Here is a 25022-nt window from a genome sequence, read left to right as displayed (position 1 = left end):
GCTGATCGCGAAGCGATGCCGCGTTCGCCCAGGCCCGGTCACGTAGCGAGCCGCCAGGCGAGCGAAGTGGGCCGGGACTTTGAAACCCGGCCTAGGTGTAGCGCGCGGCGGTGTCCTCCAGGCCGAGGATGTCCACGGCCTCGGCGCGCATCTGCACCTTGCGGATCTTGCCGGTGACCGTCATCGGGAACTCCTCCACCACGTGCACGTAGCGGGGGATCTTGTAGTGGGCGAGCCTGCCCTCGCAGAACGCGCGCAGCTCCCCGGCGGTCATGCCGAGCACGCCCTCGCGCAGCCGCACCCAGGCCATCAGCTCCTCGCCGTACTTCTCGTCCGGGACGCCGATGACCTGCGCGTCGACGATGTCGGGATGGGTGTAGAGGAACTCCTCGATCTCGCGCGGGTAGATGTTCTCCCCGCCCCGGATCACCATGTCCTTGATCCGGCCGGTGATGGTGACGTAGCCCTCCGCGTCCATCACCGCGAGGTCGCCGGTGTGCATCCAGCGGGCCGTGTCGACGGCCTCGGCCGTCTTGTCCGGCTCGTCCCAGTAGCCGAGCATCACCGAGTAGCCGCGCGTGCAGAACTCGCCGGGCACGCCGCGCGGGACGGTCACGCCCGTCTCCGGATCGACCACCTTGATCTCCAGGTGCGGCAGGACGGTCCCGACCGTGGACACGCGGCGTTCCAGCGAGTCGCCCGCACGGGTCTGCGTGGACACCGGCGACGTCTCGGTCATGCCGTAGCAGATCGCGACCTCGCTCATCCCGAGCCGCTGGATGACCTGCTTCATCACCTCGACCGGGCACGGCGACCCGGCCATGATCCCGGTGCGCAGGCCGGACAGGTCGAGTCCGGTGAGCGACGGCTCGTTCAGGACCGCGATGAACATCGTCGGCACCCCGTACAGCGACGTGCAGCGCTCGGCCGCGACCGCCTCCAGCGTCGCCTTCGGGTCGAACGCCGGCGCCGGGATCACGACGCACGCGCCGTGGCTCGTCGCCGCCAGGTTGCCCATGACCATGCCGAAGCAGTGGTAGAAGGGCACCGGCACGCAGATGCGGTCCTCCTCGTCGTAGCCGCACAGCTCGCCGACGAAGTAGCCGTTGTTCAGGATGTTGTGGTGCGACAGCGTCGCGCCCTTGGGGAACCCGGTCGTCCCGGACGTGTACTGGATGTTGATCGGGTCGTCGGCGGTGAGCATCCGCCCGATCTCGGCGAGGACGCCCGGTTCGCCCGTGCGGCCCGCCTCCAGCAGCGCGTCCCAGCCGGGGGTGCCGATGAGCACGACGTCGCGCAGCGCGGCGCACTCGGGCCTGACCTGCTCGATCATCGCCGCGTAGTCGGACGTCCTGAACACCGGCACCGCGACCAGCGTCCGGATCCCGGCCTGGTTGAGGACGAACTCCAGTTCGTGCACCCGGTAGGCGGGGTTGATGTTGACCAGGATCGCCCCGAGCTTGGCCGTCGCGTACTGGACGAGCATCCACTCGGCGCAGTTCGGCGCCCAGACGCCCACCCGGTCGCCCTTGACGACGCCGAGGTCGCGGAGGCCGAGCGCGACGGCCTCCACGTCGTCGGAGAACTGCTCGTAGGTCCAGCGGCGGCCGGACGCCCGCTCGACGAGCGCGTCGCGGTCCGCGTGCGCCGCGACCGTCCTGTCGAGGTTCGCGCCGATCGTGTCGCCGAGCAGCGGCGTGGCCGAGACGCCCGACGCGTAGGAGAGGTTCATCGCAGGTCCTCCTCCCTGAACTCGCCCGCCGGCCGGTCGTCCTGCCCGGGATGCTTGTCGATCTCGCTGGCCCGCAGCTCGACGCGGCGGATCTTCCCGGAGATCGTCTTCGGCAGCTCGGCGAACTCCAGCAGCCTGATCCGCTTGTAGGGCGACAGCTGCTCCCGGCAGTGCGCGAAGATCGCCTTCGCGGTCTCGGCGTCCGGCGCCCAGCCGCTCACGAGCGTGACGTAGGCCTTCGGGACGGCCAGCCGCACCGGGTCGGGCGACGGCACGACCGCGGCCTCGGCCACCGCCTCGTGCTCGATCAGCACGCTCTCCAGCTCGAACGGCGAGATCTTGTAGTCGGACGCCTTGAACACGTCGTCGGCGCGCCCGACGTAGGTGATGTACCCGTCCTCGTCGCGGGAGCCGATGTCGCCGGTGTGGTAGCGGCCGCCGGCCATCGCCTCCTCGGTGCGCTCCTCGTCGCCGTGGTAGCCGGTCATCAGCCCGAGCGGGCGGTCTTCCAGGTCGAGGCAGATCTCGCCCTCCTCGCCCGGTTCCCCGGTCAGCGGGTCGATCAGCACCACCTCGTAGCCGGGCACGGGACGTCCCATCGACCCGGGCTTGACCGGCTGGCCGGGCGTGTTGGCGATCTGGACGGTCGTCTCGGTCTGCCCGAAGCCGTCCCGGATCGTGCGGTCCCAGGCCCGCTTCACCCGCTCGATGACCTCGGGGTTCAGCGGCTCCCCGGCCGCGACGACCTCGCGCGGCGGCGTGCCGAGCCGTCCGAGGTCGGCCTGGATCAGCATCCGCCACACGGTCGGCGGCGCGCAGAAGCTCGTCACGCCGCAGCGTTCGAGGGTGTCGAGGAGCCGGTCGGGGTCGAAGCGGGTGTAGTTGTAGATGAACACGCACGCCTCGGCGTCCCACGGCGCGAAGATGTTGCTCCACGCGTGCTTCGCCCACCCCGGCGACGAGATGTTCAGGTGGACGTCCCCCGGCCGCAGCCCGATCCAGTACATCGTCGACAGGTGCCCGGCCGGGTAGGACGCGTGGGTGTGCTCGACCAGCTTCGGCTTGGCCGTCGTCCCAGATGTGAAGTACAGCAGCAGCGTGTCCCGCGACATCGTCAGCCCGTAGGGGGTGAAGGACTCGCCCTCCTCGTAGGCGTCGGCGTACGGCAGCCAGCCCTCCACCGGCTCGCCCACGGCGATCCTGGTGTACTCGCCCTCGACGCCGTCGAACTTCCCGGCCTCGGACGAGGCGGTCACCACGTGCCGGGCCTTCCCGCGCGTCAGCCGGTCCTGGAGGTCGGCCGTGCCGAGCAGCGGCGTGCACGGGATCATGATCGCGCCGAGCTTCATCGCCGCGAGCACGGTCTCCCACAGCTCCACCTGGTTGCCGAGCATCAGGATGATCCGGTCGCCGCGCCGCACCCCCGCCCGCCGGAGCATGTTCGCGACCTGGTTCGACCGCCGCGCCAGCTGCGAGAACGAGTACCTGGCCTCGGCGCCGTCCTCCTCGACGATCCACAGCGCGGGCGAGTCGTTCCCCTCGGCGATCTTGTCGAACCAGTCCAGCGCCCAGTTGAAACCGGTCAGCACCGGCCAGCGGAACTTCTCGTACGCCGTCGCGTAGTCGTCGCGATGCGCGAGCAGGAAGTCGCGCGCCGCGCGGAACTCGACTGCGGGCATGGTCTTCTCCCTCGTAGCCGCACGGACACCCGGTCAGATGGATGGTTGGCCATCCGGGTGACCCACGCCACCCCCGAACGGGGGTAGTGGGGGTGGTCTTACCCGCCCGTTACGAAGGTTGAGCGCAGCAAGAGCGCCATGTGGTCACCGATTTGGCCGGGGGTCCAGCCGCGGTCGTCGAGCAGCGTGCCGCTCACCTCGTTGGCGATGAGCGCGAGGAGCATGTCGGTGGCGGTGTCGACCGTCCAGCCGGGGGCGAGCACGCCCTCCTCGTGCAGCCGCAGGATCAGTGCGCGGTTCGTCTCGTACCGCCGGCGCATGGCGGCCTCCCAGTGCCGGGCCGCGTCCGGGTCGCTGCCCGCCTCCCGCTCCACCGCCCGCGCCACGGCGAGGACGCGCGGCATGAACTCGGCGTGCCGGCGCGCGAACACCTCCAGCGCGACCACCGCGTCCGGCGCCTCGCTGACCGGCGCGAACCGCCCCCGCAGGTCCTCGACCTCGTTGACGTGGTCGAACAGCTCATTGATGAGGTCGGCCCGCGACGCGAAGTGGAGGTAGACGGCCCGCCGCGACACCCCGGCACGCTCGGCGACGGCCGCCATTGTCGTCGCCGCCATCCCGTGCTCCTCGACGAGCTCGCGCGCGGCACTCAGCAGCGCCGTCCGGGAACGCCGGCTCCGCGCGTTCCGCGGCTCCTCGATCGCCCTCGCCATGCCCCCCATGTTCCCAGCCTCCCGCCCGCCGCCCGCCCGGGTCGCCGAGGTGAGGGGGGTCACTTTCCGGGGTGTCACAACCCGCGCGTCCGCCCCGTCAACCTGGTGCAACCCTCCACACGGCAAGGGAGATCACCATGGACGCCCGTTTCAACTACTACGGCACCGCCACCGCCGGCAAGTTCATGAAGTACATGCAGTCGGCGGCCAAGGCCGTTTCCGGATCGACGCTGCCGTCCACGACGGTGCACCTGGTGGAGCTGCGGGCCAGCCAGATCAACGGCTGCGGATTCTGTGTCGACATGCACAGCAAGGAAGCCGCGCACGCGGGAGAGACGTCGGTGCGCCTCAACCTGGTCTCCGCCTGGCGGGAGGCGACCGTCTTCACCGACGCCGAGCGCGCCGCCCTGGAGCTGGCCGAGCAGGGGACCCGCCTCGCCGACGGCACCGGCGTTTCCGACGAGGTCTGGGGGACCGCGGCCAAGCACTACGACGAGGAGGAGCTCGCGGCCCTGGTGTCGCTCATCGCCCTCATCAACGCCTGGAACCGCATGAACGTCATCACCCGGCAGCCCGCCGGCGCCTACCAGGCCGGCCAGTTCGGCTGACCGGACCGGAGAACGGACGTGCCGCCCTTCACCCGAGGTGAAGGGCGGCACGACGCTCGGCCCCGCCGTCAGGCGGTGCTGTAGGTGATGAGCTCCTCGCCCGTGCCGACCTGGCGGAGGCCGGCGTTCACCAGGACGCGGGCCGACGCGGGGTTGGACGGTTCCACGGTCGCGACGACCTTGTCCACGCCGGGCGCGGTCAGGGCGAACGCCACGATCGCGCGGGCGGCCTCGGTGGCGTACCCGCGGCGCCGGCGGGACGGGACGATGCCGTAACCGAACTCGACGGCCCCGTCGGCGGGCGGCCAGAACAGGCCGACGGCGCCGACCACCAGGCCGGTGGACCGTTCGATGATCTGGCGCTGGCCGTGCTCGCCGAACGCGGACGGGTGTTCGGCGATGAAGCCGGCGATGGCGAGGTCGCCTTCGGCGGGGAAGTCGTCCGCCCAATGGGCGAGCCTGCCGCCGGACACGACGACGGAGATCTCGCCGGGCGTCCACGGCCGCAGGACGAGACGGTCCGTGGTCAGGTCCGCGTGGGTCAGGTCGGCGTTGGCCGGGTCTGAGTCGGGCAGGCCTGGTGTGGTCAGGTCGGAAGAAGACAAGTCTGGCTCCTGGTCATTCTGGACGACCGGGCCGCGCTCAACCGCGGGCGGCCCGGACAAGGGCGTGCTGAAGAAGCGCCACGCGGGCCATATTCATCAACCTCCCCTGTCGCAGGAACGCCGCAGAGCGTACTACGACCGGCCCACCTAGTGCGACCGGCCTCTGCCTGTCGCGACGGGCCCGAGCGTCCGCGGCGGTGATGGTGCCCGCGGCGGTCAAGGAACCCGGAAGCCGCGGAACGTCACGTGCCCCCGGGTCTTGAAGCCGAGCCGTTCGTAGAGCGCGATCGCCGGGGTGTTCGTCTCGGCCACGTGCAGGAAGGGACGCTCGTTCCGGGCCGCGATGCGCGTCGCGAGCGCGCGGATCAGGCGTGCGGCGTGGCCGCGCCCGCGCGCCTCGGGGGCGGTGCAGACGGTGCTGATCTCCGTCCATCCCGGAGGCCGGAGCCGTTCGCCCGCCATCGCCACCAGTGCGCCTTCGTCGCGGATGCCGACATAGGCGCCGAGTTCGCGGGTGCGCGGCCAGAACGGCCCCGGTCGGGTCCGTGCGACGAGGTCGAGCATCTCGGGAACGCTGTCCGCGCCCAGTTCCACCACGCCGGTCTCGCTTTCGCCGCTCCCGGACCAGACCATCTGGAGGCCTTCGAGAACGAAGACCGGCTCCCAGTCCGGCGGCGGGGCCGCCGGACTGCTGAACATGTCGGCGAGTTCGCCTCGGCCGAGCAGCCGGGCGAGGTCGGCCCACTCCGCCGGGCCCGGGTCGGCGGACACCGTCGAGAAGGTGGAGACCTCCGGCCGGTAGGTGGCGGCCCGGCCGACCCGGCGGGCAAGGTGCGCGTGGTGACCGCGAAGCGACTCGCCCACGGGGTCGTCGAGGGCGACGTCGTCCCGGTCCGCCATGGTGCGGTACCTCCCAGGCCGTGCGTGAGGATCAGCGCCCTGGATGCTAGTCGGCGGGGACGTAGGGCGGGGCGACGCCCCAGCCCCAGTGGGGCATGGGGGCTTCGAGGGGCGGCTCGGCGCCCGGCTGGGAGTTGGCGAGGGCGATGCGGGTGCCCCACTCGAGGTAGGACGCGAACGCGGCGCGGAACTCCGGGTCGTCCGGGAGGCCGACCTCGTCCGCCGCGTCCATGAGGAGCGAGACCCAGCGGCGGCGCTGCGCCTCGGTGATGGACTTGCCGAGGTGGTGGCTCACCATGTGGTGGTAGCCGCCGCGCTCGCGGCTGTAGCGCGCGGGCCCGCGGAAGACCTCGCCGAGCCACGCCGCGACCCACTTCGGGTGGTCCGGGGACATGTGCTCGAAGAGGGGGCGCAGCAGGTCGTCCTTGAGGACGATCGTGTAGAAGTGCTCGGTGAGCCGCTCCAACGCCTCGCTCCCGCCCGCCCAGTCGTACATGGTCGGGACGGACGAACCGGCGCCGCGCACCGCCGTCCGCTCGTAGTGCCGCATCTCCTCGATCTGCTGGACGTACGGCTTGATCTCGGCGAAGAACGCGGGGAAGTGCTCGCCGCCCCGGAAGCCCCGCATGTGGTCGTCGGCCGACGTCCAGCAGATGCGCAGGATGTAGGACGACGGCTCGTCGACGCACCTGGACAGCTCGTAGTCCACGCACTCGGGGGCGGCGGCGAGGGGGACGGAGGCCCGCGCGTAGGCGGCCTCGAAGTCCTCCGCGTCCTGCGGCTCGATGCGGTAGCGGATGTACTCGACGATCATTGTGCCCCCAGGCTGCTTCCGGTCGGATTATCACTGTAATCCTGTAATCATCCGACCGGAAGCGAAAAGATCAATCCTGGGTGGGCGAGCGGCGGAACCAGGCGACGGCGCCCGCCGCGGCCGCGAGGACCAGGGCGATCAGGCCGATCCAGAGCCAGCCCGACGAGCCCCCGGAATCCCCGGTGGAGACGAGGTTCGTCCGGACCGGGGAGGGTGCGGGGGGCTGGGCGGCCCCGGACGAGCCCTGCACGGTGAACGTGAAGGTGCCCTCGACCGGATGGCCGTCCGACGCGACGACGCGCCACCCCACGGTGTACTTCCCGTCGGGCAGCGTGCCGCCGACGGCCTGGGTGACCTTGTTGTCGACCGCCTGCGCCGACCCGGCCTGGTACTGCTTGCGCGACCCGTCGGTCACGACCACGCGCGGCAGCCGTACCGGGTCGGCGTACGTCAGGACGATCTGGGACGGGGCCGCGACCGTCGAGTCCTTCGCCGGGCTCGCCGACGTCAGCGTCGTGTGCGCCGACGCCGGGACCGCGGTCGTCGCCAGGACGGCCGCGAGCGCCGCGGCACCGGCGGCCCCGCGCAGCGCCGCCCGGGTCATGCCCGGCTCCGCGCCCGGGTCGCGCCGTAGGCGCCGACCGCGATGCCGACCACGCCGACGGCGATGCCGATGCCGCCGAGCAGCCGGGCCGTCCCGTCGTCAGGCGACGCGGACGACGTCGCGGCGGCGGGCTTCACCTGCGCGGTCATGCCGGTCGTCGCCGTCGAGCCCTGGGGGAGGAGCTTCAGCACCGGCGAGGGGTGCTCCGGCTCGTCGGCCCCTTCGGCCGGGGGCTCCTCCCACTTGACGACCTCGCCGCCGGAGTACGTCTGGTCGGCCGTGAACACGAGCTGGTCGGTGTCGGTGGGCAGCGGCCCCATCGAGACGTCGAACTCCTCGAACCGGCCCGGCTCGATCTTGCCGCCGCTCCAGGTGATCTTCGTGACGGCCTCGGTCAGCTCGCCGCCCTCGGTCTTCACCGGCTTCGGCAGCCTCGACTTGTCCACCTTCACCGTCCAGCCGGGCAGCGGCCGGACCGACACCGACGACAGCGGGTGGTCGGTCGGCAGGTTCACCACGAGCTTGGTGGTGGAGGCGTCGTCGCGCTCGTTCGGCACGCGGAACGAGACCTTGGAGTACGAGCCCTGCTCGGCGGTCCTGGGGTTGACCGTGACGTGCGCGGACGCCGCCGCGGCCAGGCCGATCACGGACAGGGAGGCGAGGGACGCGACGGCGCCGGCGCGCCGGGCATGCGGAAGGAAGCGCATTGCGGAACTCCGTTCGAGACGTACGGGAATGGCCGGGCGCCGAGAACCGGCGTCCGGTGACGTACGGCGCTCCGGCTCAGGAGTGAGCGAGCGCCCTCGAACGCCGCGGCGGACCCCGCCGGACGACCTGGTGCCGCAGGGCGCGTCCGGTGGCCGTGACGGCGGCCGCCGCGGGCACCGTCCGAAGGGGGCGGGCCGGAGGCTCGGCCGGCTCCACGGCGAGCAGGGCCAGTAGCAGCCGGATCGGACGGTCCGCGAGGGCGGCGATCCGCCGGGCGAGCGACCACGCGGCCCGCTCGCCGCGCCGCAGCCACCACGCGGCCACCAGCGCGGCCGTGCAGTGCGCGAGCGTCATCACCAGGCCGTTGCCGCCGTGGGCGGCGGGGACCGCGACGGGTTCCACGGCGCCGGTCATGGCGGCGTGCGCCTCGGGCGTGTGGTGGGACGCGGTCGCCGCGGTGAACAGCGTGTGCAGGGCGAACTGCCCGCCGAGGAGCCCGCCCAGGATCGTCGCGAGCGAGCGCTCATGGCCCGCCAGCATCAGCGTCACGCCGAGGACGGCGCCGAAGCCCGTGAGCGCCGCCCAGGCCGGCACCGCCGCGCCGCCCGCCAGGACGTGCCCGAGGGACGCCAGCGTCGCGCACACGGTGGCGAACACCACCGCGCGGGCGGGCCGGAACAGCGGCTGCGGCGCATGGGGGCTCATGACGGCCCCCATCGTCCCATCCGCGGCGCGCTCTGCCCAGCCGCCCCCGAACATCCGCTGACACGCCCAACATCTTGGGGTTGTGCGTTGATCGTCGACTAGATGTAGGGTTCAGTCCCGTGCTGGTCCGCCCCCGCCGCTCGCGGCGGGGGCGGCGTGAGAGGGAACCCGGTGGGAATCCGGGACTGCCCCGCAGCGGTGAGCGGGAACGACCGCCGTCATCGAGCACTGGGCCCGGCGGCCCGGGAAGCGACGGCCAGTAGGACGCCTCGGAAGAGGCGGCGCCCGCGAGTCCGAAGACCTGCCCGCACGCGAGACCGGGAGACCGGCCTCATCTGGGTTCCGGGTCCGTCCCGGATCGACACGTCCAGGCCTCGCGGGTGGGCCGGGGACGGAGCGCGGCCGACCGCCGCGCGCCGTTCGCATGCCTCCGCGAGGCGGCATGCGAGGGGAGATGCACGTGACACAGGTTCTGGCCGCGCCGCCGGCGGAGATCGCCATCGAGGTCGAGGCGGCCTGCGAGGGGGTACCGGGCGCCGAGGCCGGACGGGTGCTGGCCGCGGTCCGGTCCGCGGACGGGCTGGACGCGGCGGCCCTGCGGGACCTCGTGATCGGGGAGGCCGCCGCGCTCATCCCCGCCGATCCCGGGTACTCCAAGGCCGCGGCGCGGCTGCTCGGCGGCCGGATCCGGGACGAGGCCGCGGCCGCCGGCGTCCGGACGTTCGCCGAGTCCGTCGCCGCCGCGCACCGGGAGGGCCTCCTGGCGGACGACCTGGCCGCCTTCGTCGCCGCCAACGCGGTGGCCCTCGACGCGCTCATCGACGAAGGGGCCGACGACCGCTTCGAGTACTTCGGGCTCCGGACGGTCTACGACCGGTACCTGCTCAGGCATCCGCGGTCGCGGCTCGTCCTGGAACGGCCGCAGCACTTCTTCCTCCGGGTGGCCTGCGGCCTCGTCTTCCCCGGCGAATTCCCCGACGATGGCGGGCCGGAAGGTGCCGAGGGTCGACCCCCCACGGGCGACACCGCGACCGTGGACGAGGCCGCCGAGCTGTACGCGCTGCTCAGCACCCTGTCGTACCTGCCCAGCTCGCCCACGCTCTTCAACTCCGGGGCCCGCCGCCCGCAGCTCTCGTCGTGCTTCCTGCTCGACTCGCCGCGCGACGAGCTGGAGTCCATCTACGACCGGTACGGCCAGGTCGCGCGGCTCAGCAAGTACGCGGGCGGCATCGGCATCTCCTGGTCGCGGGTGCGGTCGCGGGGCTCGCTGATCCGGGGCACGAACGGGCACTCCAACGGGATCGTCCCGTGGCTGCGCACGCTCGACTCGTCCGTCGCCGCCGTCAACCAGGGCGGCCGCCGCAAGGGCGCGGCGTGCGTGTACCTGGAGCCGTGGCACGCCGACGTCGAGGAGTTCCTGGAGCTGCGCGACAACACCGGCGAGGACGCGCGCCGCGCCCACAACCTCAACCTGGCCAACTGGATCCCGGACGAGTTCATGCGCCGCGTCGAGGCCGACGCGGCGTGGTCGCTGTTCGACCCCAAGGAGGTCCCCGAGCTGGTCGACCTGTGGGGCGACGAGTTCGACGAGGCCTACCGGGCGGCGGAGCGGGAGGGACGGTTCGTCCGCCAGGTCCCGGCCCGCAAGCTGTATGGACGCATGATGCGGACGCTCGCCGAGACGGGCAACGGCTGGATGACGTTCAAGGACGCCGCCAACCGCGCCTGCAACCAGACCGCCGAGCCGGGCAAGGTCGTCCACCTGTCCAACCTCTGCACGGAGATCCTGGAGGTGACGGGCGACGGCGAGGCGGCCGTCTGCAACCTCGGATCGGTGAACCTGGCCGCGCACGTGGGGCCGTCCGGCGTCGACTGGGAGCGGCTCCGGTCGACGGTCCGCACCGCGGTCCGGTTCCTGGACCGCACCATCGACCGGGGCTTCTACCCCACGCCCGAGGCGGAGACGGCCAACCGCAAGTGGCGCCCGGTCGGGCTGGGCGTGATGGGCCTCGCGGACGTGTTCTTCACGCTGCGCCTGCCGTTCGACTCCGACGAGGCGCGCGAGCTGTCGACCCGCGTCGCCGAGGAGATCGCGCTGGCCGCCTACAACGCGTCGGCCGACCTCGCCGCCGCCCACGGTCCGCTGCCCGCCTATGCCGCGACCCGCACCGCGCGCGGCCTGCTCCACCTGGACCACTTCCCGGACGCGGCGCCGTCCCGTCCCGCCGACTGGGACGCGCTCCGCGCCCGCGTCGCCGAGGTCGGCCTGCGCAACTCGCTGCTCGTCGCGATCGCGCCGACCGCGACGATCGCCTCCATCGCCGGCTGCTACGAGTGCATCGAGCCGCAGGTGTCCAACCTGTTCAAGCGCGAGACGCTGTCCGGCGAGTTCCTCCAGATCAACCGCTACCTGGTGGAGGACCTGAAGTCGCTCGGGCTGTGGACGCCGGCCGTCCGCGAGGCGGTCAAGAAGGCGAACGGGTCCGTCCAGGGGCTCGTCGACCTGCCGGAGGAGATGCTGTCGCTCTACCGGACGGCCTGGGAACTGCCGCAGAAGGCGCTCATCGACCTCGCCGCCGCCCGCACCCCCTACATCGACCAGTCGCAGTCGCTGAACCTGTTCATGGAGACGCCGACGATCGGCAAGCTCTCCTCGATGTACGCCTACGCGTGGCGGGCCGGGCTCAAGACGACGTACTACCTGCGGTCCCGTCCGGCGACGCGGATCGCGCAGACGACCGTCGCCGCGGCCGTCTGCTCCCTGGAGAACCCCGAGACCTGCGAGGCGTGCCAGTGACCGTGCGAGACGAAGGGCACAGGGGAGAGGAAAGGCGGGGCATGCTCCTCGATCCCGGCATGGACCTGACGCTGCGGCCGATGCGCTACCCGGACTTCTACGAGCGGTACCGGGCCGCGATCCGCAACACCTGGACGGTCGAGGAGGTCGACCTCGCCTCCGACATGGCGGACCTCGCGCGGCTCACGCCCGCCGAGCTGCACCTCGTCAACCGGCTCGTCGCGTTCTTCGCCACCGGCGACTCGATCGTGGCGAACAACCTCGTGCTCAACCTCTACAAACACGTGAACGCGCCGGAGGCCCGGCTCTACCTGTCGCGGCAGCTATATGAGGAGGCCGTGCACGTACAGTTTTATCTGACCCTCCTGGACACCTACCTGCCCGATCAGGACGAGCGCGTCAAGGCGTTCGCGGCGATCGAGCACATCCCGTCCATCCGGGCCAAGGCGGAGTTCTGCTTCCGCTGGATCGACTCGCTCGGCTCCCTGGACGAGCTCCGCGGCGCCGCCGACCGCAGGGCGTTCCTGCTGAACCTCATCTGCTTCGCGGCCTGCATCGAGGGGCTGTTCTTCTACGGCGCGTTCGCCTACGTGTACTGGCTCCGGTCGCGCGGCCTGCTGAACGGCCTCGCGTCCGGGACGAACTGGGTCTTCCGGGACGAGTCAATGCACATGGAGTTCGCGTTCTCCGTGGTCGACACCGTCCGGGCGGAGGAACCCGGCCTGTTCGACGCGGAGCTGACGGCCCAGGTCACCACGATGATCGAGGAGGCCGTCCAGGCGGAGCTGGCGTTCGCCCGCGACCTGTGCGGGGACGGCCTGCCCGGCATGAGCGCGGACGACATGCGCGCCTACCTCGAGTACGTCGCGGACCAGCGGCTCGTCCGGCTCGGCCTGCCCGCCCGCTACGGCACCGCCAACCCGTTCGCGTTCATGGAGTTGCAGGACGTCCAGGAGCTGTCCAACTTCTTCGAGCGCCGCGTTTCGGCCTACCAGATCGGCGTCGAGGGGACCGTCGCGCTCGACGAGGCGTTCTGAACCTTTCGGAACGGGCAGTCGTTGAACCGTGAAGACAAGGCCGAGGAGGAAGAACATGCCTTCCGTCATCGACCGCATCATGCGGTTCGCCCGGAGCCCGCAGGGCCGCAAGGCGCGTGCCCGGGCGGAACGGCTCGCCCGGGACCCGCGCACCCAGGCGAAGATCCGAGGACTGCTGTCGCGCGGACGCGGCGGCGGGCGCCGCCGCCACTGACCCCCGACCGCGCCCCGACCGAGCCCACCGCACCCGAGATCCCGACCCGCACCGAGACCGGACCCGTCCCCGCAACCGGGGGCGGGTCCGGTCCGTGTTGCACATTGGACGTAACTGCGACTCATTTGCAATAGTGGCCTCATGGCCGACTACACGCTTCCCGACCTGCCCTACGACTACGCCGCACTGGAGCCGGCGATCACCGGCGAGATCCTGGAGCTGCACCACTCCCGGCACCACGCCGCCTACGTCAAGGGGGCCAACGACACGCTGGAGAAGCTCGCCGAGGCGCGCGACAAGGAGCAGTACGGCGGGCTGGTCGGCCTGGAGAAGACGTTCGCGTTCAACCTCTCCGGCCACGTGCTGCACTCGATCTTCTGGGACAACCTGTCGCCGGACGGCGGCGACCGCCCGGACGGCGAACTGGCGGCGGCCATCGACGAGCATTTCGGCGCGTTCGAGGCGTTCCAGAAGCAGCTCACGGCGGCGACCTCCACCGTGCAGGGCTCCGGCTGGGGCGTCCTCGCATGGGAGCCCCTCGGCGAGCGCCTCGTCGTCGAGCAGGTCTACGACCACCACGGCAACATCGGCATGAACACGACGCCGCTGCTGGTGTTCGACGCCTGGGAGCACGCCTACTACCTGCAGTACCGCAACGTCCGCCCGGACTACGTGGAGAAGCTCTGGTCGCTCGTGAACTGGACGGACGTGAAGGCCCGCTTCGACGCGGCCCGTTTCGACGCGGTCCGCACGGGCTCCTCCCGATAGACGGCGGCGTCCGCGCGGCGCCGCTGAGGGGGCGGCGTTCACCTGGCCGGGATCGTGCTCAGAACCTTTCCTCGCGGCCTGGTGAACGCCGCTTCCGCCTTGCCGGCCGCGCGACCCGCTCGGCACGACCTGCTCGGCACGAGCGGGTTGGGCGTGCGCCCTCAAGCACCCGGCCGAGATTTTGCACGGTCACCGTTGTGCCAGGGCGGTGCGGCGCCACCGCTGCCCCGCCCCTAGTCTGCTCCTCATGACCGGCGAGTACCTGTACTGGGAGAACGTCCCGACGCGGTGGAAGGACAACGACGTCTACGGGCACGTCAACAACGTCGTCCACTACTCGCTGATGGACACCGTCATCAATGAGTGGATGATCCGGACCGCCGGCTTCGACCCCGCGGCCTCCGGCTCGATCGCGCTCTGCGTCGAGTCCCACTGCGAGTACAAGGCCGAGGCGGCCTTCCCCGACACGATCCGCGTCGGGCTCCGCGTCGGCAAGCTGGGCCGCTCCAGCGTCCGCTGGGAGATCGGCATGCTGCGGGGGTCGGACGGCGCGCTCATCGCCGAGGGCCACTTCGTGCACGTCTTCGTCGACCGGGACACCCGCCGCCCGGTCGAGATCACCGGAACGGTCCGCTCCGAGATGCAGAAGCTGCTGGCAGCATGACCGCCACCCGCGCCGCAGTCCTCGTCGAGTCGGGCCGTCCCGCCCCGTACGCCGCGTCCCGCCCCCTGGAGATCGCCGACCTGCGCCTCGACCCGCCCGGCCAGGGCGAGCTCCTGGTCCGGATCGGCGCCGCCGGTCTCTGCCACTCCGACCTGTCCGTCATCAACGGGTCCCGGCCGCGGCCCCTGCCGATGGCCCTCGGGCACGAGGCCGCGGGCGAGGTCGTGGAGACCGGGCCGGGCACCGAGTTCGCGCCCGGCGACCACGTCGTGCTCGCGTTCGTCCCGGCGTGCGGGCACTGCGAGCGCTGCGTCGCCGGACGTCCCGCCCTCTGCGGGCCGGGCGCCCAGGCCAACGGCGCCGGGACCCTGCTCGGCGGCGGCCGGCGGTTCCGCGCCCCGGACGGCACGCGCCCGCACCACCACCTCGGCGTCTCGGCGTTCTCCGAGTACACCGTCGTCTCGTCCCGCTCCGCCGTGAAGATCGACCGCGACCTGCCCTTCGACGTCGCCGCGCTGTTCGGCTGCGCGGTCCTCACCGGCGCCGGCGCCGCCCTCCACAGCGCCGCCGTCGCGCCGGGCGACACCGTCGCCGTGTTCGGCCTCGGCGGCGTCGGCCTGTCCGCCGTCCTCGCCGCCAAGGCCGCCGGAGCCTCCACCGTCCTCGCCGTGGACGTCGTCGCCTCCAAGCGCGACCTCGCCGAGCGCCTCGGCGCCCGTCCCGTCGCGGGCGGCCCGGACGCCGTCGAGGCGATCCGCGACCTGACGTCCGGCGGCGCGGAGAAGGTCGTCGACACGACGGGCGTCGTCGCGGTCCTCGAACAGGCCTACGCCGCCACCCGCCCCGGCGGCACGACCGTCACCGTCGGCCTCCCCGCCCCCGGCGCGCCGCTGACCCTGCCCGCTCTCAGCCTCGTCTCCGAGGAGCGGACCCTGCGCGGCAGCTACCTCGGTTCCTGCGTCCCCCGGCGGGACGTCCCCCGCTTCATCGCCCTGTACCGCGACGGCGCCCTCCCCGTGGACGCCCTCCTGAGCGGCCGTCTCCCGCTCGACAAGATCAACACGGGTTTCGACCGTCTCCACACCGCCGAGGCCGTCCGCCAGCTGATTACATTTCCTTGAATGAACGAAATTGCGTGCTATCGTCTTAATTCACCATTGTGGGCGAGCGATGCGGGCATGAATGAGCACTCGGCCGGGGCGTTCACGCAGGCAGCCGAAGAGCGCGCATAGGCGTCCCTCGCGAAGACCCTGGCATCAGCGGCCGTTCGCCTGGTTGGTCGTCCTCGCCATGGCGGTGACCACGGCCTATTTCCAGGACACGCTCCGGGCGGTGGCCGAGGGGTGGCTGACGCCCGGTGAGGTCGCCGATTCGGTGTCCGCGGGCGACGCCATCCGGGTCGTCGACATCCACCACGACCTCGACACCGGCAACGACATCCTCGTGCCGGCGCCGAAGGGCGGCGGAAACGCGCTCTCCGCCCGCGACGCGCCGCCCGACTCGCTGGACGAGGAATGGCTCGCCGCGCACGGCGCGATCGACGTCGGCTCGTCCCGCTGGGAGATCACCGTCGAGACCCGGCGGAACGAGGACGTGGAGATCGTGGACGTCCGCCCGGTGCTGGCGGCCCCGCGGTGCGGTCCGGCGCCGTCGGGCGCGCTCGTCACGAACCAGGCCGCGGGAGGAGGGGACAAGATCGCGCTCTACCTCGTGATCGACGGCCCCCGCCCGCGCCCGGTCTTCCAGCGGAACGAGGGCGGGAGGCTCTCCCCGTTCTTCGTCGGGTCCAAGGCGCAGCGGGTGACCCTGGAGAAGGGCAGGAAGGAGACGCTCGCGATCGTGGCGAGCATCGGGCACCCCGACAAGTCCACGGGGCGGGAGGGGCCGTACTGCCAGTGGAGCGTGCAGGTCGACTACATCGCGGGCGGTGGGCGCCACGGGATGTCGATCAGAGCACCGGGGAACCGGCTGTTCGCGCTCACCGGCACCCTTCCCGATGTCGCGCGGTACCAGGCGGTGTTCCTGGACGGTTTGACGTGCGCGAGGCAGCACTACACGAAGGTGTCGGCGTCCAAGTACGCCGGGCTTCTCAAGGCGTCGTCCCGGCTGGAGTGTCCGTAGGCGCGGCCACCAAGGCCGGGCGCCCGCTCCTCCGGCAGGAGAAGGCGACGGCCAGCCCGACGAGCCAGCCCCAGACGACGCCGAACCGCATCGCGAAGGGCAGGATGAGCGTCACCTGCGTCCCGAAACCGATGCCGTCATTCGTCAGACGGGACAGCGCCGCATGGAAGATCGCGGTCAGCGCGCCGGTGAGAACGATGACCGACCAGCCGAAGAGGAACGCGTACAGGGTGCCGCGGCGCGCCCCTGGTTCCAGTGCCGAGACGACCTTCCACAGCATCAGCCACAGCAGCACGAGGAAAACGAGCGCCACGGCGGTCGACACAGGCCAACTCTCGCTGATGCCGGAATAGAGCATCAATTTTTCGCCGTCCTTGGGGGGGAGCCAGTCGTCGACCACATTCGGCGGTGGCTTCGGCCGCAGTCTCGGATAGAGCGAGATGTTCGACAGTGCCTTGGGCAGCGAGATCCGGCCATCGCCGGGGGAGACGAATGGCGTGGCGCCGCCGACAAGGGCCAGGCACACCGCGGGAATGACGCCGACGGTGGCGACGTGGCGCGCCCGTCCCGGCAGGTCGCCCACGGCTCTCGTGAGCACGCCGGGGGGGTCGCCGGGCAGCCTCGCCCTCCAGACGCGGTGGGCCGTGTAGAGGCCGATCAGCGGGAGCCCGATCCACAGCGACATGCCGACACCGGCGAACATCCCGTCGGAAGACCAGAAGTGGCGGTCCCACCGCGTGTCGATACGGATCGCCGGCGAAACGCCTGACACGTGGTCCGCCCCGGAGAGGATCACGATCGTCAGCGCCGCCACCTCGCCGGCTCCGAAGGCCAGCATCACCACGCTCGTCCAGCGAAGGAGGGCGTTGACGAGACTCGTCCTGGCCGTGACGGAGCGGGCGGTGAGATAGACGAGCGCGGCGGTCAGCAGGTAGACGCCCAGTCGAAGCGGCCAGATCCACGGTGCCAGATGGGGGCCGACGGCGTCGTTCGGCGTCATGGGCGCGAAGAAGGAGAAGACCCGGAAAACGGGATTGTCGCCGTAGCGGAAGGCGGTCAGGCGCGGCGGGATGTGCGCGGCCGTGTCCGCTTGCGTGATCGATAAGCACACCGCGGCGCAGACCGCCGCCGCGATGCTCCAGGAGCGTTTCACGCCGGCCTCAGGCGAGGACGTGGGTGGTGAGGAGTTGCTCGAAGTCGGCCTCGAAGACCTCGTAGCGCGTGCGCAGGTCGGGCCCTGGCCAGTCGGCGGGCAGCAGTGACGGGGGGAGGAGCGGATCGTTCAGGAGGTGGCGCAGGATGGCCGCCGCGTAGGTGAAGCGCTCGGCGATCGCGGTCGCCCCGGCCAGGGCGGTGCGCAGGGCGTCGGCCTTGGCCGTCCAGGCGTCCAGGTCCCAGAGGGAGGCGGCCAGGGCGGCGGGGTCGTCCTCGGGGCGGCCCGTGAGGAAGGTGCACTGGCGGACGACGGGCTCGGGCCGCGGGCGCGTCAGGTTCGCCGGGCGCAGCCAGGTGCCCTCCCGCAGCTCGGCGAGCCGCAGCGTCGACATGGCCTGGCGCAGCGCCGCACGGTCGGCGGCGGGACGGCGCTCGGCGGTGATGACGGCGATCTCCCAGGCGCCGTCCCACGGCCGGGTCGGGGGGAGGCGGGCCTCGTCCTGGCGGGCCTGGCGGGCGAGGAGGCGCTCGGTGAGGGCGTACGTCCCGCCGGCCTGGACGAGGTCGCCGGCGGCGACCATGCGCGAGAGGGCCACCCGGATCGTCCCCTCCGCGATGCCGAAGAGGTCGCCGACGCGGACGAGGTAGCGGGCCGGGAGGCGGGGCGGGTGGACGCCCAGCAGCGTGCTCAGGACGACGGACCGAGCGGTGAGCGGGCGAATCTCCAGGCTGTCCATGGCTGGTGGTGACCCTACCCGGGAGGGAGGGTGGCCTCATCCTCAGATTACAGTCTTTTTGTCGCGTGAGCTATAAGTGTAATGTCGGGTCATGGCGTCTTACCTCATCGAGTCGTTCGACCGGTTGCCGTTCGGGGGCGCGGAGAAGGCGCGCCGCTACGCCACCGAGCACTACCGGGGCGCGGCCGGCCGCAACTGGTACGACTGCGACCCCACACTGCGGTTCCTCATGCGGCGGCATCTGGGGGACGGTTTCGGCTGGGCCGAGCCCCGCCTCAGGGAGATGGGCGCGCTGATGGGCGGGCCGATCGCCGAGCGGGCCGAGGAGACGGACCGCAACCCGCCGCGCCTGGAGAAGTACGACCGGTGGGGACGCGACATCAGCGAGGTCGTCATGCCGCCCTCGTTCGAGGCGGCGCGCCGGGACATCGTGGCGACCTCGTTCACCCGGCCCGACTTCGTGGCCGAGGCCAGGCGCGGCGGCGTCGACCCCGCGCCGATGGGCGTGGCCTGGAGCTACCTGCTCGACCAGGCCGACATCGGCATGGCGTGCGCGCTCGGCACCGGCGGCGACATGGTCGTGGGGCTGACGGAGATGTTCGCGCCGGACGACGTCAAGGCACGGGTGCGGGAACTGTTCGCGGCCGGGGAGATGTCCGGCGAGGCCGCGCAGTTGCTCACCGAGCGGTCGGGCGGCTCGGATCTCGGAGCGCTGGAGTCGACCGCGTCCAGGGAGGGGGACGCCTGGCGCCTCAACGGGTTCAAGTGGTTCGCCTCCAACGCGGGCGGCTCGGCGTTCGTGGTGCTGGCCAAGCCGGAGGGGGCCGTGGACGGGGTCCGGGGCATCGCGCCGTTCCTCGTGCTGCGGGAGCGGCGGGACGGCTCGCGCAACGGCGTCCGGATCCGGCGGCTCAAGGACAAGCTCGGCACGCGGTCGGTGGCGTCGGCCGAGATCGAGTTCACCGACGCCGAGGCGTTCCTGCTGGCCCCGGCGTCGAGCGCGGGAGAGGGCGGGGACGGCAGGGGCCTGGCCCGCATGATGGAGCTGACCAACGGCGCCCGGCTCGGCATCTCCATGATGGGCCTCGGCTGCGCGCGGCGGGCCCTCGTCGAGTCGCTCTGCTACGCGCGGGCGCGTGAGGCGTTCGGCGCGTCGCTCGGGGCGCAGCCGCTCATGCGCCGCAAGCTCGCCGAGCTGATCGTGGAGACCGAGGCCGTACAGGCGCTCGTGTTCGACGGCTACCTGGGACGTCCCCGGCTGCGCCTGGGGGCCGCGCTCATCAAGCTGCGGGCCGCCCGGCTGGGCGTGACGGCCGCGAGCGACGCCATCGAGATCCACGGCGGGAACGGCTACATCGAGCAGTGGCCGGTCGCGCGAATCCTCCGGGACGCCCAGGTCAACCCCATCTGGGAGGGCGGCGACAACATCCTGTGCCTGGACGTCCGCCGCGCCATCGAGCGGCAGGAGGCGCACGAGCCGTTCCTCGAACGGCTCGCCCAGGGCCTCCAGGAGGCGCCCAGCGGGGACGACGAGACGGCCGCGCTGGTCGGGCAGAGCATCGGGCATCTCCGCGAGGCCATCGAGAAGTGGCGCGGGCTCGACAGGACCCTGGCCGAAGCCCGCCTCTACCCGCTCGCCCAGTACATGGCCGACGTGTACGCGGCGGCGCTGCTGCTGGAGCAGGCCGGATGGGAGCGCGCCGATTCCGGCGAGGACCGCAAGGCGCTGGTCGCGCGCCTCTACGCTCGGAGACACCTCGCCGACCCCGGTCCGCTGCGGGGCATCGACGACCCGGCGGACGACCTCGAACGCTTCGAGGACCTGGCGGACGGCGCGTTCACCGACGACTAGCCAGCTGGGGAGGCCGCGTGGCGGTACGGATCGAGCGGGACGGCACGGTGACCACGGTGGTGATGTCCCGCCCGGCGACGCGCAACGCCGTGGACGGGCCGACGGCGCGCGAGCTGGCCGCCGCGTTCCGCGCGTTCGACGCGGACGACGGCGCGAGCGTCGCGGTCCTGTGGGGCGAGGGCGGGACGTTCTGCTCCGGCGCCGACCTCACCTCGGTCGGCACCGACCGAGGCCCGCGCCTGGACCCGCCCCCGGCCGACGGGCCGCTCGGCTGCACGCGGATGCGCCTGTCGAAGCCGGTCATCGCGGCGGTCGCGGGCCACGCCGTCGCCGGGGGCCTGGAGCTGGCGCTGTGGTGCGATCTGCGTGTCGCGGAGGAGACGGCCACGTTCGGGGTCTACTGCCGGCGCTGGGGCGTCCCGCTGGTCGACGGCGGGACGGTCCGGCTCCCGCGGCTGATCGGCGCGAGCCGCGCCATGGACCTGATCCTCACCGGACGGCCCGTGGACGGGCGGGAGGCGTTCGAGATCGGCCTCGCCAACCGGCTCGTCCCGCTGGGGAAGGCGCGGGAGGCGGCCGAGGAGCTGGCGGCCGAGCTGGCCCGTTTCCCGCAGACCTGCCTGCGGGGCGACCGGCTGTCGTCGCTGGAGGCGGAGGGCCTCGCCGAGGACGAGGCGATCGCCGCCGAGTACCGCCACGGCCTGGGCTCCATGGAGGATGCGATCAAGGGCGCCGGACGGTTCGCGAGCGGCCGCGGCCGGCACGGCGACTTCACCGACATCTGAGCCCGCCGTCCGCCGCCCGTGCCCGCCGGCACGACCCCGTTCGACATCAGCCGTAGGTCGTTGACCGAATGCAATTCGGGACCGTAGGTTCCTGAGGGGCGGCCGCCGTGACCGAGGAGAGCGAAGCGATGACGCTGACCGTGGAGGAGGCGGGCCTGGCGCTCGCCGACCCGAAGGCCTACGCCGACGACCGGCGGTTCCAGGAGTCCCTCGCGCTGCTCCGCCGCGAGTCCCCGGTGCACCGGGTGGAGGCCCCCGACTACACGCCCTTCTGGGGGATCACCAGGCACGAGGACGTCCTGGAGATCGAGCGCAACCACCAGCTCTTCCTCAACGCGCCGCGCCCGGTGCTCGGCACCGCCGAGTTCGACGCGCTCAACCGGCAGCGCGCGGAGCAGGGCATCGCGCTGCGCACGCTCGTCCACATGGACGACCCCGACCACCGGGTCGTCCGGGCGATCGGCGCGGACTGGTTCCGGCCGCGCGCGATGCGGGCTCTGGAGCCGCGCGTCCGCGAGCTGGCGAAGCGGTACGTCGACCGGATGGTCGAATTCGGCGGCGAGTGCGACTTCGCGCAGGAGGTCGCCGTCCACTTCCCGCTGTATGTGATCCTTTCGCTGCTCGGCCTGCCGGAGAGCGACTTCGACCGCATGCTGAAGCTGACCCAGGAACTGTTCGGCGGCGACGACGACGAGTTCCAGCGGGGCACGACCAACGAGGAGAAGCTCCAGGTCCTCCTGGACTTCTTCGCCTACTTCCAGGGCCTGACGGAGGAGCGCCGCAGGCACCCGACCGACGACCTCGCCTCCGCCATCGCGAACGCGCGCATCGACGGCGAGCCGCTCAACGACTTCGACACCGCGTCCTACTACGTGATCGTCGCGACCGCCGGGCACGACACCACCAGCGCGACGATCGCCGGCGGCCTGCACGCGCTCATCGAGCACCCCGACCAGATCGAGCGGCTGCGCGAGAAGCCGGAGCTGATGCCGCTCGCCGTGGACGAGATGATCCGCTGGGTGACGCCGGTGAAGGAGTTCATGCGCACCGCCACCGAGGACTACGACCTGCGCGGCGTCACGATCCGCCAGGGCGAGGCGGTGCTGCTGTCCTATCCGTCCGCGAACCGGGACGAAGAGGTCTTCGACGACCCGTTCCGCTTCGACGTCGGGCGCGACCCGAACAAGCACCTGGCGTTCGGCTTCGGCGTCCACTACTGCCTGGGCGCGGCCCTGGCCCGCATCGAGGTCCGCGCCTTCTTCGAGGAACTGCTGCCCCGCCTCGGCTCGATCGAGCTCGCCGGGGCGCCGGAGAGCATCGCCACCACCTTCGTCGGCGGCCTCAAGCGCCTCCCCGTCCGCTACTCCCTCGTCTAAGGAACCCCCGGTGCAGATCGAAGCCGCGGTGCTGCGCGCCGCAGACGCCCCCTACACGATCGAGTCGCTCGACCTCGCCGACCCCGGGCCCGGCGAGATCCTCGTCAAGGTCGCGGGCGTGGGGATGTGCCATACCGACATGCTCGGCCGCATCCCCGGAGACCTCGTCACGAAGCCGGTCGTGCTCGGGCACGAGGGCTCCGGCGTGGTCGAGGCGGTCGGCCCCGGCGTCACCGGCCCCACCGTCGGCGACCACGTGGTCATGTCGTTCGACTCGTGCGGGGGGTGCGCCAACTGCCGCGCCGCCAGGCCGGGCGCCTGCCCGCAGATGACCGCGCTCAACATGCTCGCGATGCCGCTGGACGGGACGCCCCGCGCCACCGGTCCCGGCGGCGAACCCGTCCACACGCGCTGGTTCGGGCAGTCGTCGTTCGCGAGCCACGCCCTCGGGACCGCGCACAACGTCGTGCCGGTCGTCAAGGACGTCCCCCTCGACGTGCTCGGGCCGCTCGGCTGCGGCGTGCAGACCGGCGCCGGCTCCGTGCTGATCTCGCTCGGCGTCCGCGCGGGCGACAGCATCGCGGTCTTCGGCGCGGGCGCGGTCGGGCTGGCCGCCGTCATGGCCGCGCGGATCGCGGGCGCCTCCACGATCGTCGCCCTCGACCTGCACGAGTCCCGGCTCGACCTGGCCCGCGAGCTCGGCGCCACCCACGTTCTCAACGGGGCGGACGACGACATCGCGGGACAGATCCGGGCGATCTCCGGGGGCGAGGGCGTGCAGTACGCCCTCGACTCCACCGCCGTCCCCGGGGTCGTCTCGACGGCGGTGGCGTCGCTGCGCACCACCGGCGTCTGCGGCCTGGTCGGGGTCGGCGCCGCCGAATACCGGCTGGACGCGAACCTCCTGCTCATGGGACGGACGGTCAAGGGCATCATCGAGGGCGACGCCGTCCCGCACACGTTCATCCCGCGGATGATCGAAATGTGGCGGCAGGGCCGTTTCCCGTTCGACCGGCTCGTCACGGCCTACCCGCTCGCCCAGATCAACGAGGCGGAGGCGGACACGACGTCCGGCAAGGTCGTCAAGCCCGTCCTGATCCCGTGAGCCCCCTCCCGGGGTCCTCGAAGTAGGCGGCGCTCTCGGCGTCCGCCGGGTAGTACGACTCGATGGCGACCTCGTCCAGCGTGATGTCCAGGGGAGTGCCGAACGTGGTGATGGTGGAGAACAGCCGCAGCTCCCGTCCCCCGATGCGGACGATCATCTGGATCGTGACGTCGGCATCGGCCGGCGCGTCCTCGGGACCGGGTTCCAGCAGTTCCTCGTAGAGGGCGGCGAGTCCGGGGTCGGGCGCGGCGGCGAGCTGGCGCCTGACCCGGGAGCGGAACACCGCGCGCACGTCGGACAGGTTGACGACCAGGCGGGCGAGGCCGCGCGGGTCCAGGCCGAGGCGCAGCAGGTTGACCGGCGGCCGGAGCAGCTCGGGGTCGACCTCGGCGAGGAACGGGTCGACGGCGCGGTTGGTCATGACGAGGTTCCAGCGGCGGTCGAACGCCAGCGCCGGATACGGCTCGTGCGCGCGCAGCACCCGCTCGACGGCGTTCCGGGCGGCGGACAGCGCGTCGTCGTCGAGCGGCCGTTCGGCGTACCGGGGCGCGAAGCCGGCCGCGAGCAGCAGCCGGTTGCGGTCGCGCAGCGGCACGTCGAGCTGGTCCGCGAGCCGCAGCACCATGGCGGCGCTCGGGTTGGACTTCCCCGTCTCGACGAGGCTGACGTGCCGGGCCGAGACATCGGCGGCGATCGCGAGGTCGAGCTGGCTGAGCCGCCGGCGATGCCGCCACTGCCGCAGGAGCTCCCCGACCGTGTGCATGGTCATCGAGAGTACTCATCGTGGAGCTGGACGCCATGAAACGGGACTTCATCGACAACCCGCCGCGACCGCCGAAACACTGCGTCCATGACCGACAAAGACATGACCGACAAGGACATGACCAACAAGGACACCGTTCAGCGGGCGCTGTCGGAACTGATCACCACGGGCAGCACCGACGGGCTGCGACCGCTGCTCAGCGACGGCTTCGTGCACCACCGGCCGGACGCGACCTCCTCGACCAAGACCGAGTGGCTCGCCGCCGTGCAGGCGGCGCTCACCCCGCTCGCCGGCATGCAGGTGGAGATCCGCCACCTGCTGGCCGACGGCGACCACGTGGTGCTGCACACGCGGCGGCGGCTCCCGGACGGGCCGGAGATCGCGGTCGTCGACATCTGGCGGGTCGACGACGGGCTGATCGCCGAGGCGTGGGAGATCATCGAGCCGGTGGCCCAGGCCGCCGCCAACCTCACCTGGTGGGAGCCCGCTCCCGCCTGACCCGCTGGTCGCTACCCAGCCGCACAGGACGCAACGACCAGGCGGCGCCCGGTGACGTCTGGCGACCGGGTGCGGTGATCGG

At 72.0% G+C, this 25022-nt stretch carries 25 protein-coding genes and 1 riboswitch; of the genes, 13 read left to right on the top strand and 12 right to left on the bottom strand.

The features are described 5' to 3' along the window. Nucleotides 1-91: 91 nt before the first annotated feature. The 3 genes from BJ999_RS40375 to BJ999_RS40365 form a co-directional block, all read right to left on the bottom strand. Nucleotides 92-1732, bottom strand: a complete 1641-nt coding sequence (locus BJ999_RS40375) for an AMP-binding protein (RefSeq protein WP_179838099.1) — start codon at nucleotides 1730-1732, stop codon at nucleotides 92-94. Further along, the gene (locus BJ999_RS40370; RefSeq protein ID WP_179838098.1) at nucleotides 1729-3411 is read right to left on the bottom strand and encodes an AMP-binding protein; all 1683 of its coding nucleotides are present in this window, start codon (nucleotides 3409-3411) and stop codon (nucleotides 1729-1731) included. Before BJ999_RS40370 ends, BJ999_RS40375 begins: the two co-directional genes overlap by 4 nt. A gap of 98 nt (nucleotides 3412-3509) precedes the next feature. Further along, entirely contained in the window at nucleotides 3510-4124 is a 615-nt protein-coding gene (locus BJ999_RS40365; RefSeq protein WP_179838097.1) for a TetR/AcrR family transcriptional regulator, read from the bottom strand. Between the two features lie 137 nt (nucleotides 4125-4261). Here BJ999_RS40365 and BJ999_RS40360 point away from each other — a divergent pair, with 137 nt between their 5' ends. Continuing rightward, entirely contained in the window at nucleotides 4262-4732 is a 471-nt protein-coding gene (locus BJ999_RS40360) for a carboxymuconolactone decarboxylase family protein (RefSeq protein WP_179838096.1), read from the top strand. A 68-nt stretch (nucleotides 4733-4800) separates the two neighbouring features. On the opposite strand, the gene BJ999_RS40355 is transcribed toward BJ999_RS40360, so the two are convergent. From BJ999_RS40355 to BJ999_RS40330, 6 genes are all read right to left on the bottom strand, one after another. Beyond that, the gene (locus BJ999_RS40355) at nucleotides 4801-5337 is read right to left on the bottom strand and encodes a GNAT family N-acetyltransferase (protein ID WP_229810035.1); all 537 of its coding nucleotides are present in this window, start codon (nucleotides 5335-5337) and stop codon (nucleotides 4801-4803) included. Nucleotides 5338-5553: 216 nt separating this feature from the next. Beyond that, on the bottom strand, nucleotides 5554-6237 hold the full coding sequence (locus BJ999_RS40350) for a GNAT family N-acetyltransferase (protein ID WP_179838095.1): 684 nt from the start codon (nucleotides 6235-6237) through the stop codon (nucleotides 5554-5556). 46 nt (nucleotides 6238-6283) lie between these two features. Beyond that, entirely contained in the window at nucleotides 6284-7051 is a 768-nt protein-coding gene (locus BJ999_RS40345; RefSeq protein WP_179838094.1) for a group II truncated hemoglobin, read from the bottom strand. A gap of 70 nt (nucleotides 7052-7121) precedes the next feature. Next, nucleotides 7122-7655 (bottom strand): copper resistance CopC family protein, encoded by a 534-nt coding sequence (locus BJ999_RS40340; RefSeq protein ID WP_229810034.1) that lies wholly within the window; start codon nucleotides 7653-7655, stop codon nucleotides 7122-7124. Next, the gene (locus BJ999_RS40335) at nucleotides 7652-8362 is read right to left on the bottom strand and encodes a YcnI family copper-binding membrane protein (protein ID WP_179838093.1); all 711 of its coding nucleotides are present in this window, start codon (nucleotides 8360-8362) and stop codon (nucleotides 7652-7654) included. The genes BJ999_RS40340 and BJ999_RS40335 overlap by 4 nt, the downstream gene beginning before the upstream one ends. Before the next feature lie 76 nt (nucleotides 8363-8438). Next, nucleotides 8439-9068 carry an MFS transporter gene (locus BJ999_RS40330; RefSeq protein WP_179838092.1) on the bottom strand — a complete coding sequence of 210 codons (630 nt, stop codon included), beginning with the start codon at nucleotides 9066-9068 and terminating at the stop codon, nucleotides 8439-8441. A 106-nt stretch (nucleotides 9069-9174) separates the two neighbouring features. Continuing rightward, nucleotides 9175-9391: riboswitch (cobalamin riboswitch) on the top strand. A gap of 137 nt (nucleotides 9392-9528) precedes the next feature. Between BJ999_RS40330 and BJ999_RS40325 the strand changes: the two genes are divergently transcribed. The 7 genes from BJ999_RS40325 to BJ999_RS40295 all read left to right on the top strand — a co-directional run bounded on the left by BJ999_RS40325 (nucleotide 9529) and on the right by BJ999_RS40295 (nucleotide 16669). Then, the gene (locus BJ999_RS40325) at nucleotides 9529-11865 is read left to right on the top strand and encodes a ribonucleoside-diphosphate reductase subunit alpha (RefSeq protein WP_229810033.1); all 2337 of its coding nucleotides are present in this window, start codon (nucleotides 9529-9531) and stop codon (nucleotides 11863-11865) included. Nucleotides 11866-11906: 41 nt separating this feature from the next. Further along, nucleotides 11907-12902 (top strand): ribonucleotide-diphosphate reductase subunit beta, encoded by a 996-nt coding sequence (locus tag BJ999_RS40320; RefSeq protein ID WP_179838090.1) that lies wholly within the window; start codon nucleotides 11907-11909, stop codon nucleotides 12900-12902. 55 nt (nucleotides 12903-12957) lie between these two features. Further along, complete coding sequence (locus tag BJ999_RS40315; protein WP_179838089.1) at nucleotides 12958-13116, top strand: hypothetical protein; 159 nt, start codon at nucleotides 12958-12960, stop codon at nucleotides 13114-13116. 141 nt (nucleotides 13117-13257) lie between these two features. Then, on the top strand, nucleotides 13258-13884 hold the full coding sequence (locus tag BJ999_RS40310) for a superoxide dismutase (protein WP_179838088.1): 627 nt from the start codon (nucleotides 13258-13260) through the stop codon (nucleotides 13882-13884). A 247-nt stretch (nucleotides 13885-14131) separates the two neighbouring features. Then, nucleotides 14132-14548, top strand: a complete 417-nt coding sequence (locus BJ999_RS40305; RefSeq protein ID WP_179838087.1) for an acyl-CoA thioesterase — start codon at nucleotides 14132-14134, stop codon at nucleotides 14546-14548. Continuing rightward, complete coding sequence (locus tag BJ999_RS40300; protein ID WP_179838086.1) at nucleotides 14545-15669, top strand: zinc-dependent alcohol dehydrogenase family protein; 1125 nt, start codon at nucleotides 14545-14547, stop codon at nucleotides 15667-15669. The genes BJ999_RS40305 and BJ999_RS40300 overlap by 4 nt, the downstream gene beginning before the upstream one ends. A 169-nt stretch (nucleotides 15670-15838) precedes the next feature. Continuing rightward, nucleotides 15839-16669, top strand: coding sequence for a hypothetical protein (locus BJ999_RS40295; protein WP_179838085.1), 831 nt, complete (start codon nucleotides 15839-15841; stop codon nucleotides 16667-16669). On the opposite strand, the gene BJ999_RS40290 is transcribed toward BJ999_RS40295, so the two are convergent. Both BJ999_RS40290 and BJ999_RS40285 read right to left on the bottom strand, forming a co-directional pair. After that, nucleotides 16638-17822 carry a hypothetical protein gene (locus BJ999_RS40290; RefSeq protein ID WP_179838084.1) on the bottom strand — a complete coding sequence of 395 codons (1185 nt, stop codon included), beginning with the start codon at nucleotides 17820-17822 and terminating at the stop codon, nucleotides 16638-16640. The two genes, BJ999_RS40295 and BJ999_RS40290, sit on opposite strands and share 32 nt — an antisense overlap. A 7-nt stretch (nucleotides 17823-17829) precedes the next feature. Beyond that, nucleotides 17830-18561: a PaaX family transcriptional regulator C-terminal domain-containing protein gene (locus BJ999_RS40285; protein WP_179838083.1), complete on the bottom strand. Its 732-nt coding sequence runs from the start codon at nucleotides 18559-18561 to the stop codon at nucleotides 17830-17832. A gap of 91 nt (nucleotides 18562-18652) precedes the next feature. On the opposite strand from BJ999_RS40285, the gene BJ999_RS40280 reads away from it, so the two are divergent. From BJ999_RS40280 to BJ999_RS40265, 4 genes are all read left to right on the top strand, one after another. After that, nucleotides 18653-20413, top strand: coding sequence for an acyl-CoA dehydrogenase family protein (locus tag BJ999_RS40280; RefSeq protein ID WP_179838082.1), 1761 nt, complete (start codon nucleotides 18653-18655; stop codon nucleotides 20411-20413). 17 nt (nucleotides 20414-20430) lie between these two features. Then, nucleotides 20431-21198, top strand: a complete 768-nt coding sequence (locus tag BJ999_RS40275; RefSeq protein WP_179838081.1) for a crotonase/enoyl-CoA hydratase family protein — start codon at nucleotides 20431-20433, stop codon at nucleotides 21196-21198. Between the two features lie 107 nt (nucleotides 21199-21305). Beyond that, a complete protein-coding gene (locus tag BJ999_RS40270) occupies nucleotides 21306-22574 on the top strand; it encodes a cytochrome P450 (RefSeq protein WP_229810032.1) in 1269 nt (422 codons plus the stop codon). 10 nt (nucleotides 22575-22584) lie between these two features. Next, nucleotides 22585-23679 carry an NAD(P)-dependent alcohol dehydrogenase gene (locus tag BJ999_RS40265; protein ID WP_179838080.1) on the top strand — a complete coding sequence of 365 codons (1095 nt, stop codon included), beginning with the start codon at nucleotides 22585-22587 and terminating at the stop codon, nucleotides 23677-23679. Here the strand turns inward: BJ999_RS40265 and BJ999_RS40260 are convergent. Next, a complete protein-coding gene (locus BJ999_RS40260) occupies nucleotides 23657-24448 on the bottom strand; it encodes a helix-turn-helix domain-containing protein (RefSeq protein WP_308427178.1) in 792 nt (263 codons plus the stop codon). The genes BJ999_RS40265 and BJ999_RS40260 overlap by 23 nt on opposite strands. Before the next feature lie 81 nt (nucleotides 24449-24529). On the opposite strand from BJ999_RS40260, the gene BJ999_RS40255 reads away from it, so the two are divergent. Continuing rightward, nucleotides 24530-24940 (top strand): nuclear transport factor 2 family protein, encoded by a 411-nt coding sequence (locus BJ999_RS40255; RefSeq protein ID WP_179838079.1) that lies wholly within the window; start codon nucleotides 24530-24532, stop codon nucleotides 24938-24940. Nucleotides 24941-25022 lie beyond the last annotated feature (82 nt).

The organism is Actinomadura citrea (genome assembly GCF_013409045.1).
Lineage (GTDB): Bacteria > Actinomycetota > Actinomycetes > Streptosporangiales > Streptosporangiaceae > Spirillospora > Spirillospora citrea.
Note: the sequence above shows the minus strand (reverse complement) of the source record. Positions and strands in the feature narration are given on the sequence as shown.

Coding starts and splice junctions, on each gene's coding strand:
- BJ999_RS40285 (WP_179838083.1), bottom strand. CDS start 18,561: ATGGACAGCCTGGAGATTCGCCCGCTCACCGCTCGGTCCGTCGTCCTG.
- BJ999_RS40310 (WP_179838088.1), top strand. CDS start 13,258: ATGGCCGACTACACGCTTCCCGACCTGCCCTACGACTACGCCGCACTG.
- BJ999_RS40375 (WP_179838099.1), bottom strand. CDS start 1,732: ATGAACCTCTCCTACGCGTCGGGCGTCTCGGCCACGCCGCTGCTCGGC.
- BJ999_RS40305 (WP_179838087.1), top strand. CDS start 14,132: ATGACCGGCGAGTACCTGTACTGGGAGAACGTCCCGACGCGGTGGAAG.
- BJ999_RS40260 (WP_308427178.1), bottom strand. CDS start 24,448: ATGACCATGCACACGGTCGGGGAGCTCCTGCGGCAGTGGCGGCATCGC.
- BJ999_RS40315 (WP_179838089.1), top strand. CDS start 12,958: ATGCCTTCCGTCATCGACCGCATCATGCGGTTCGCCCGGAGCCCGCAG.
- BJ999_RS40350 (WP_179838095.1), bottom strand. CDS start 6,237: ATGGCGGACCGGGACGACGTCGCCCTCGACGACCCCGTGGGCGAGTCG.
- BJ999_RS40300 (WP_179838086.1), top strand. CDS start 14,545: ATGACCGCCACCCGCGCCGCAGTCCTCGTCGAGTCGGGCCGTCCCGCC.
- BJ999_RS40255 (WP_179838079.1), top strand. CDS start 24,530: ATGACCGACAAAGACATGACCGACAAGGACATGACCAACAAGGACACC.
- BJ999_RS40335 (WP_179838093.1), bottom strand. CDS start 8,362: ATGCGCTTCCTTCCGCATGCCCGGCGCGCCGGCGCCGTCGCGTCCCTC.
- BJ999_RS40330 (WP_179838092.1), bottom strand. CDS start 9,068: ATGAGCCCCCATGCGCCGCAGCCGCTGTTCCGGCCCGCCCGCGCGGTG.
- BJ999_RS40280 (WP_179838082.1), top strand. CDS start 18,653: ATGGCGTCTTACCTCATCGAGTCGTTCGACCGGTTGCCGTTCGGGGGC.
- BJ999_RS40340 (WP_229810034.1), bottom strand. CDS start 7,655: ATGACCCGGGCGGCGCTGCGCGGGGCCGCCGGTGCCGCGGCGCTCGCG.
- BJ999_RS40370 (WP_179838098.1), bottom strand. CDS start 3,411: ATGCCCGCAGTCGAGTTCCGCGCGGCGCGCGACTTCCTGCTCGCGCAT.
- BJ999_RS40365 (WP_179838097.1), bottom strand. CDS start 4,124: ATGGCGAGGGCGATCGAGGAGCCGCGGAACGCGCGGAGCCGGCGTTCC.
- BJ999_RS40295 (WP_179838085.1), top strand. CDS start 15,839: ATGGCGGTGACCACGGCCTATTTCCAGGACACGCTCCGGGCGGTGGCC.
- BJ999_RS40345 (WP_179838094.1), bottom strand. CDS start 7,051: ATGATCGTCGAGTACATCCGCTACCGCATCGAGCCGCAGGACGCGGAG.
- BJ999_RS40360 (WP_179838096.1), top strand. CDS start 4,262: ATGGACGCCCGTTTCAACTACTACGGCACCGCCACCGCCGGCAAGTTC.
- BJ999_RS40320 (WP_179838090.1), top strand. CDS start 11,907: ATGCTCCTCGATCCCGGCATGGACCTGACGCTGCGGCCGATGCGCTAC.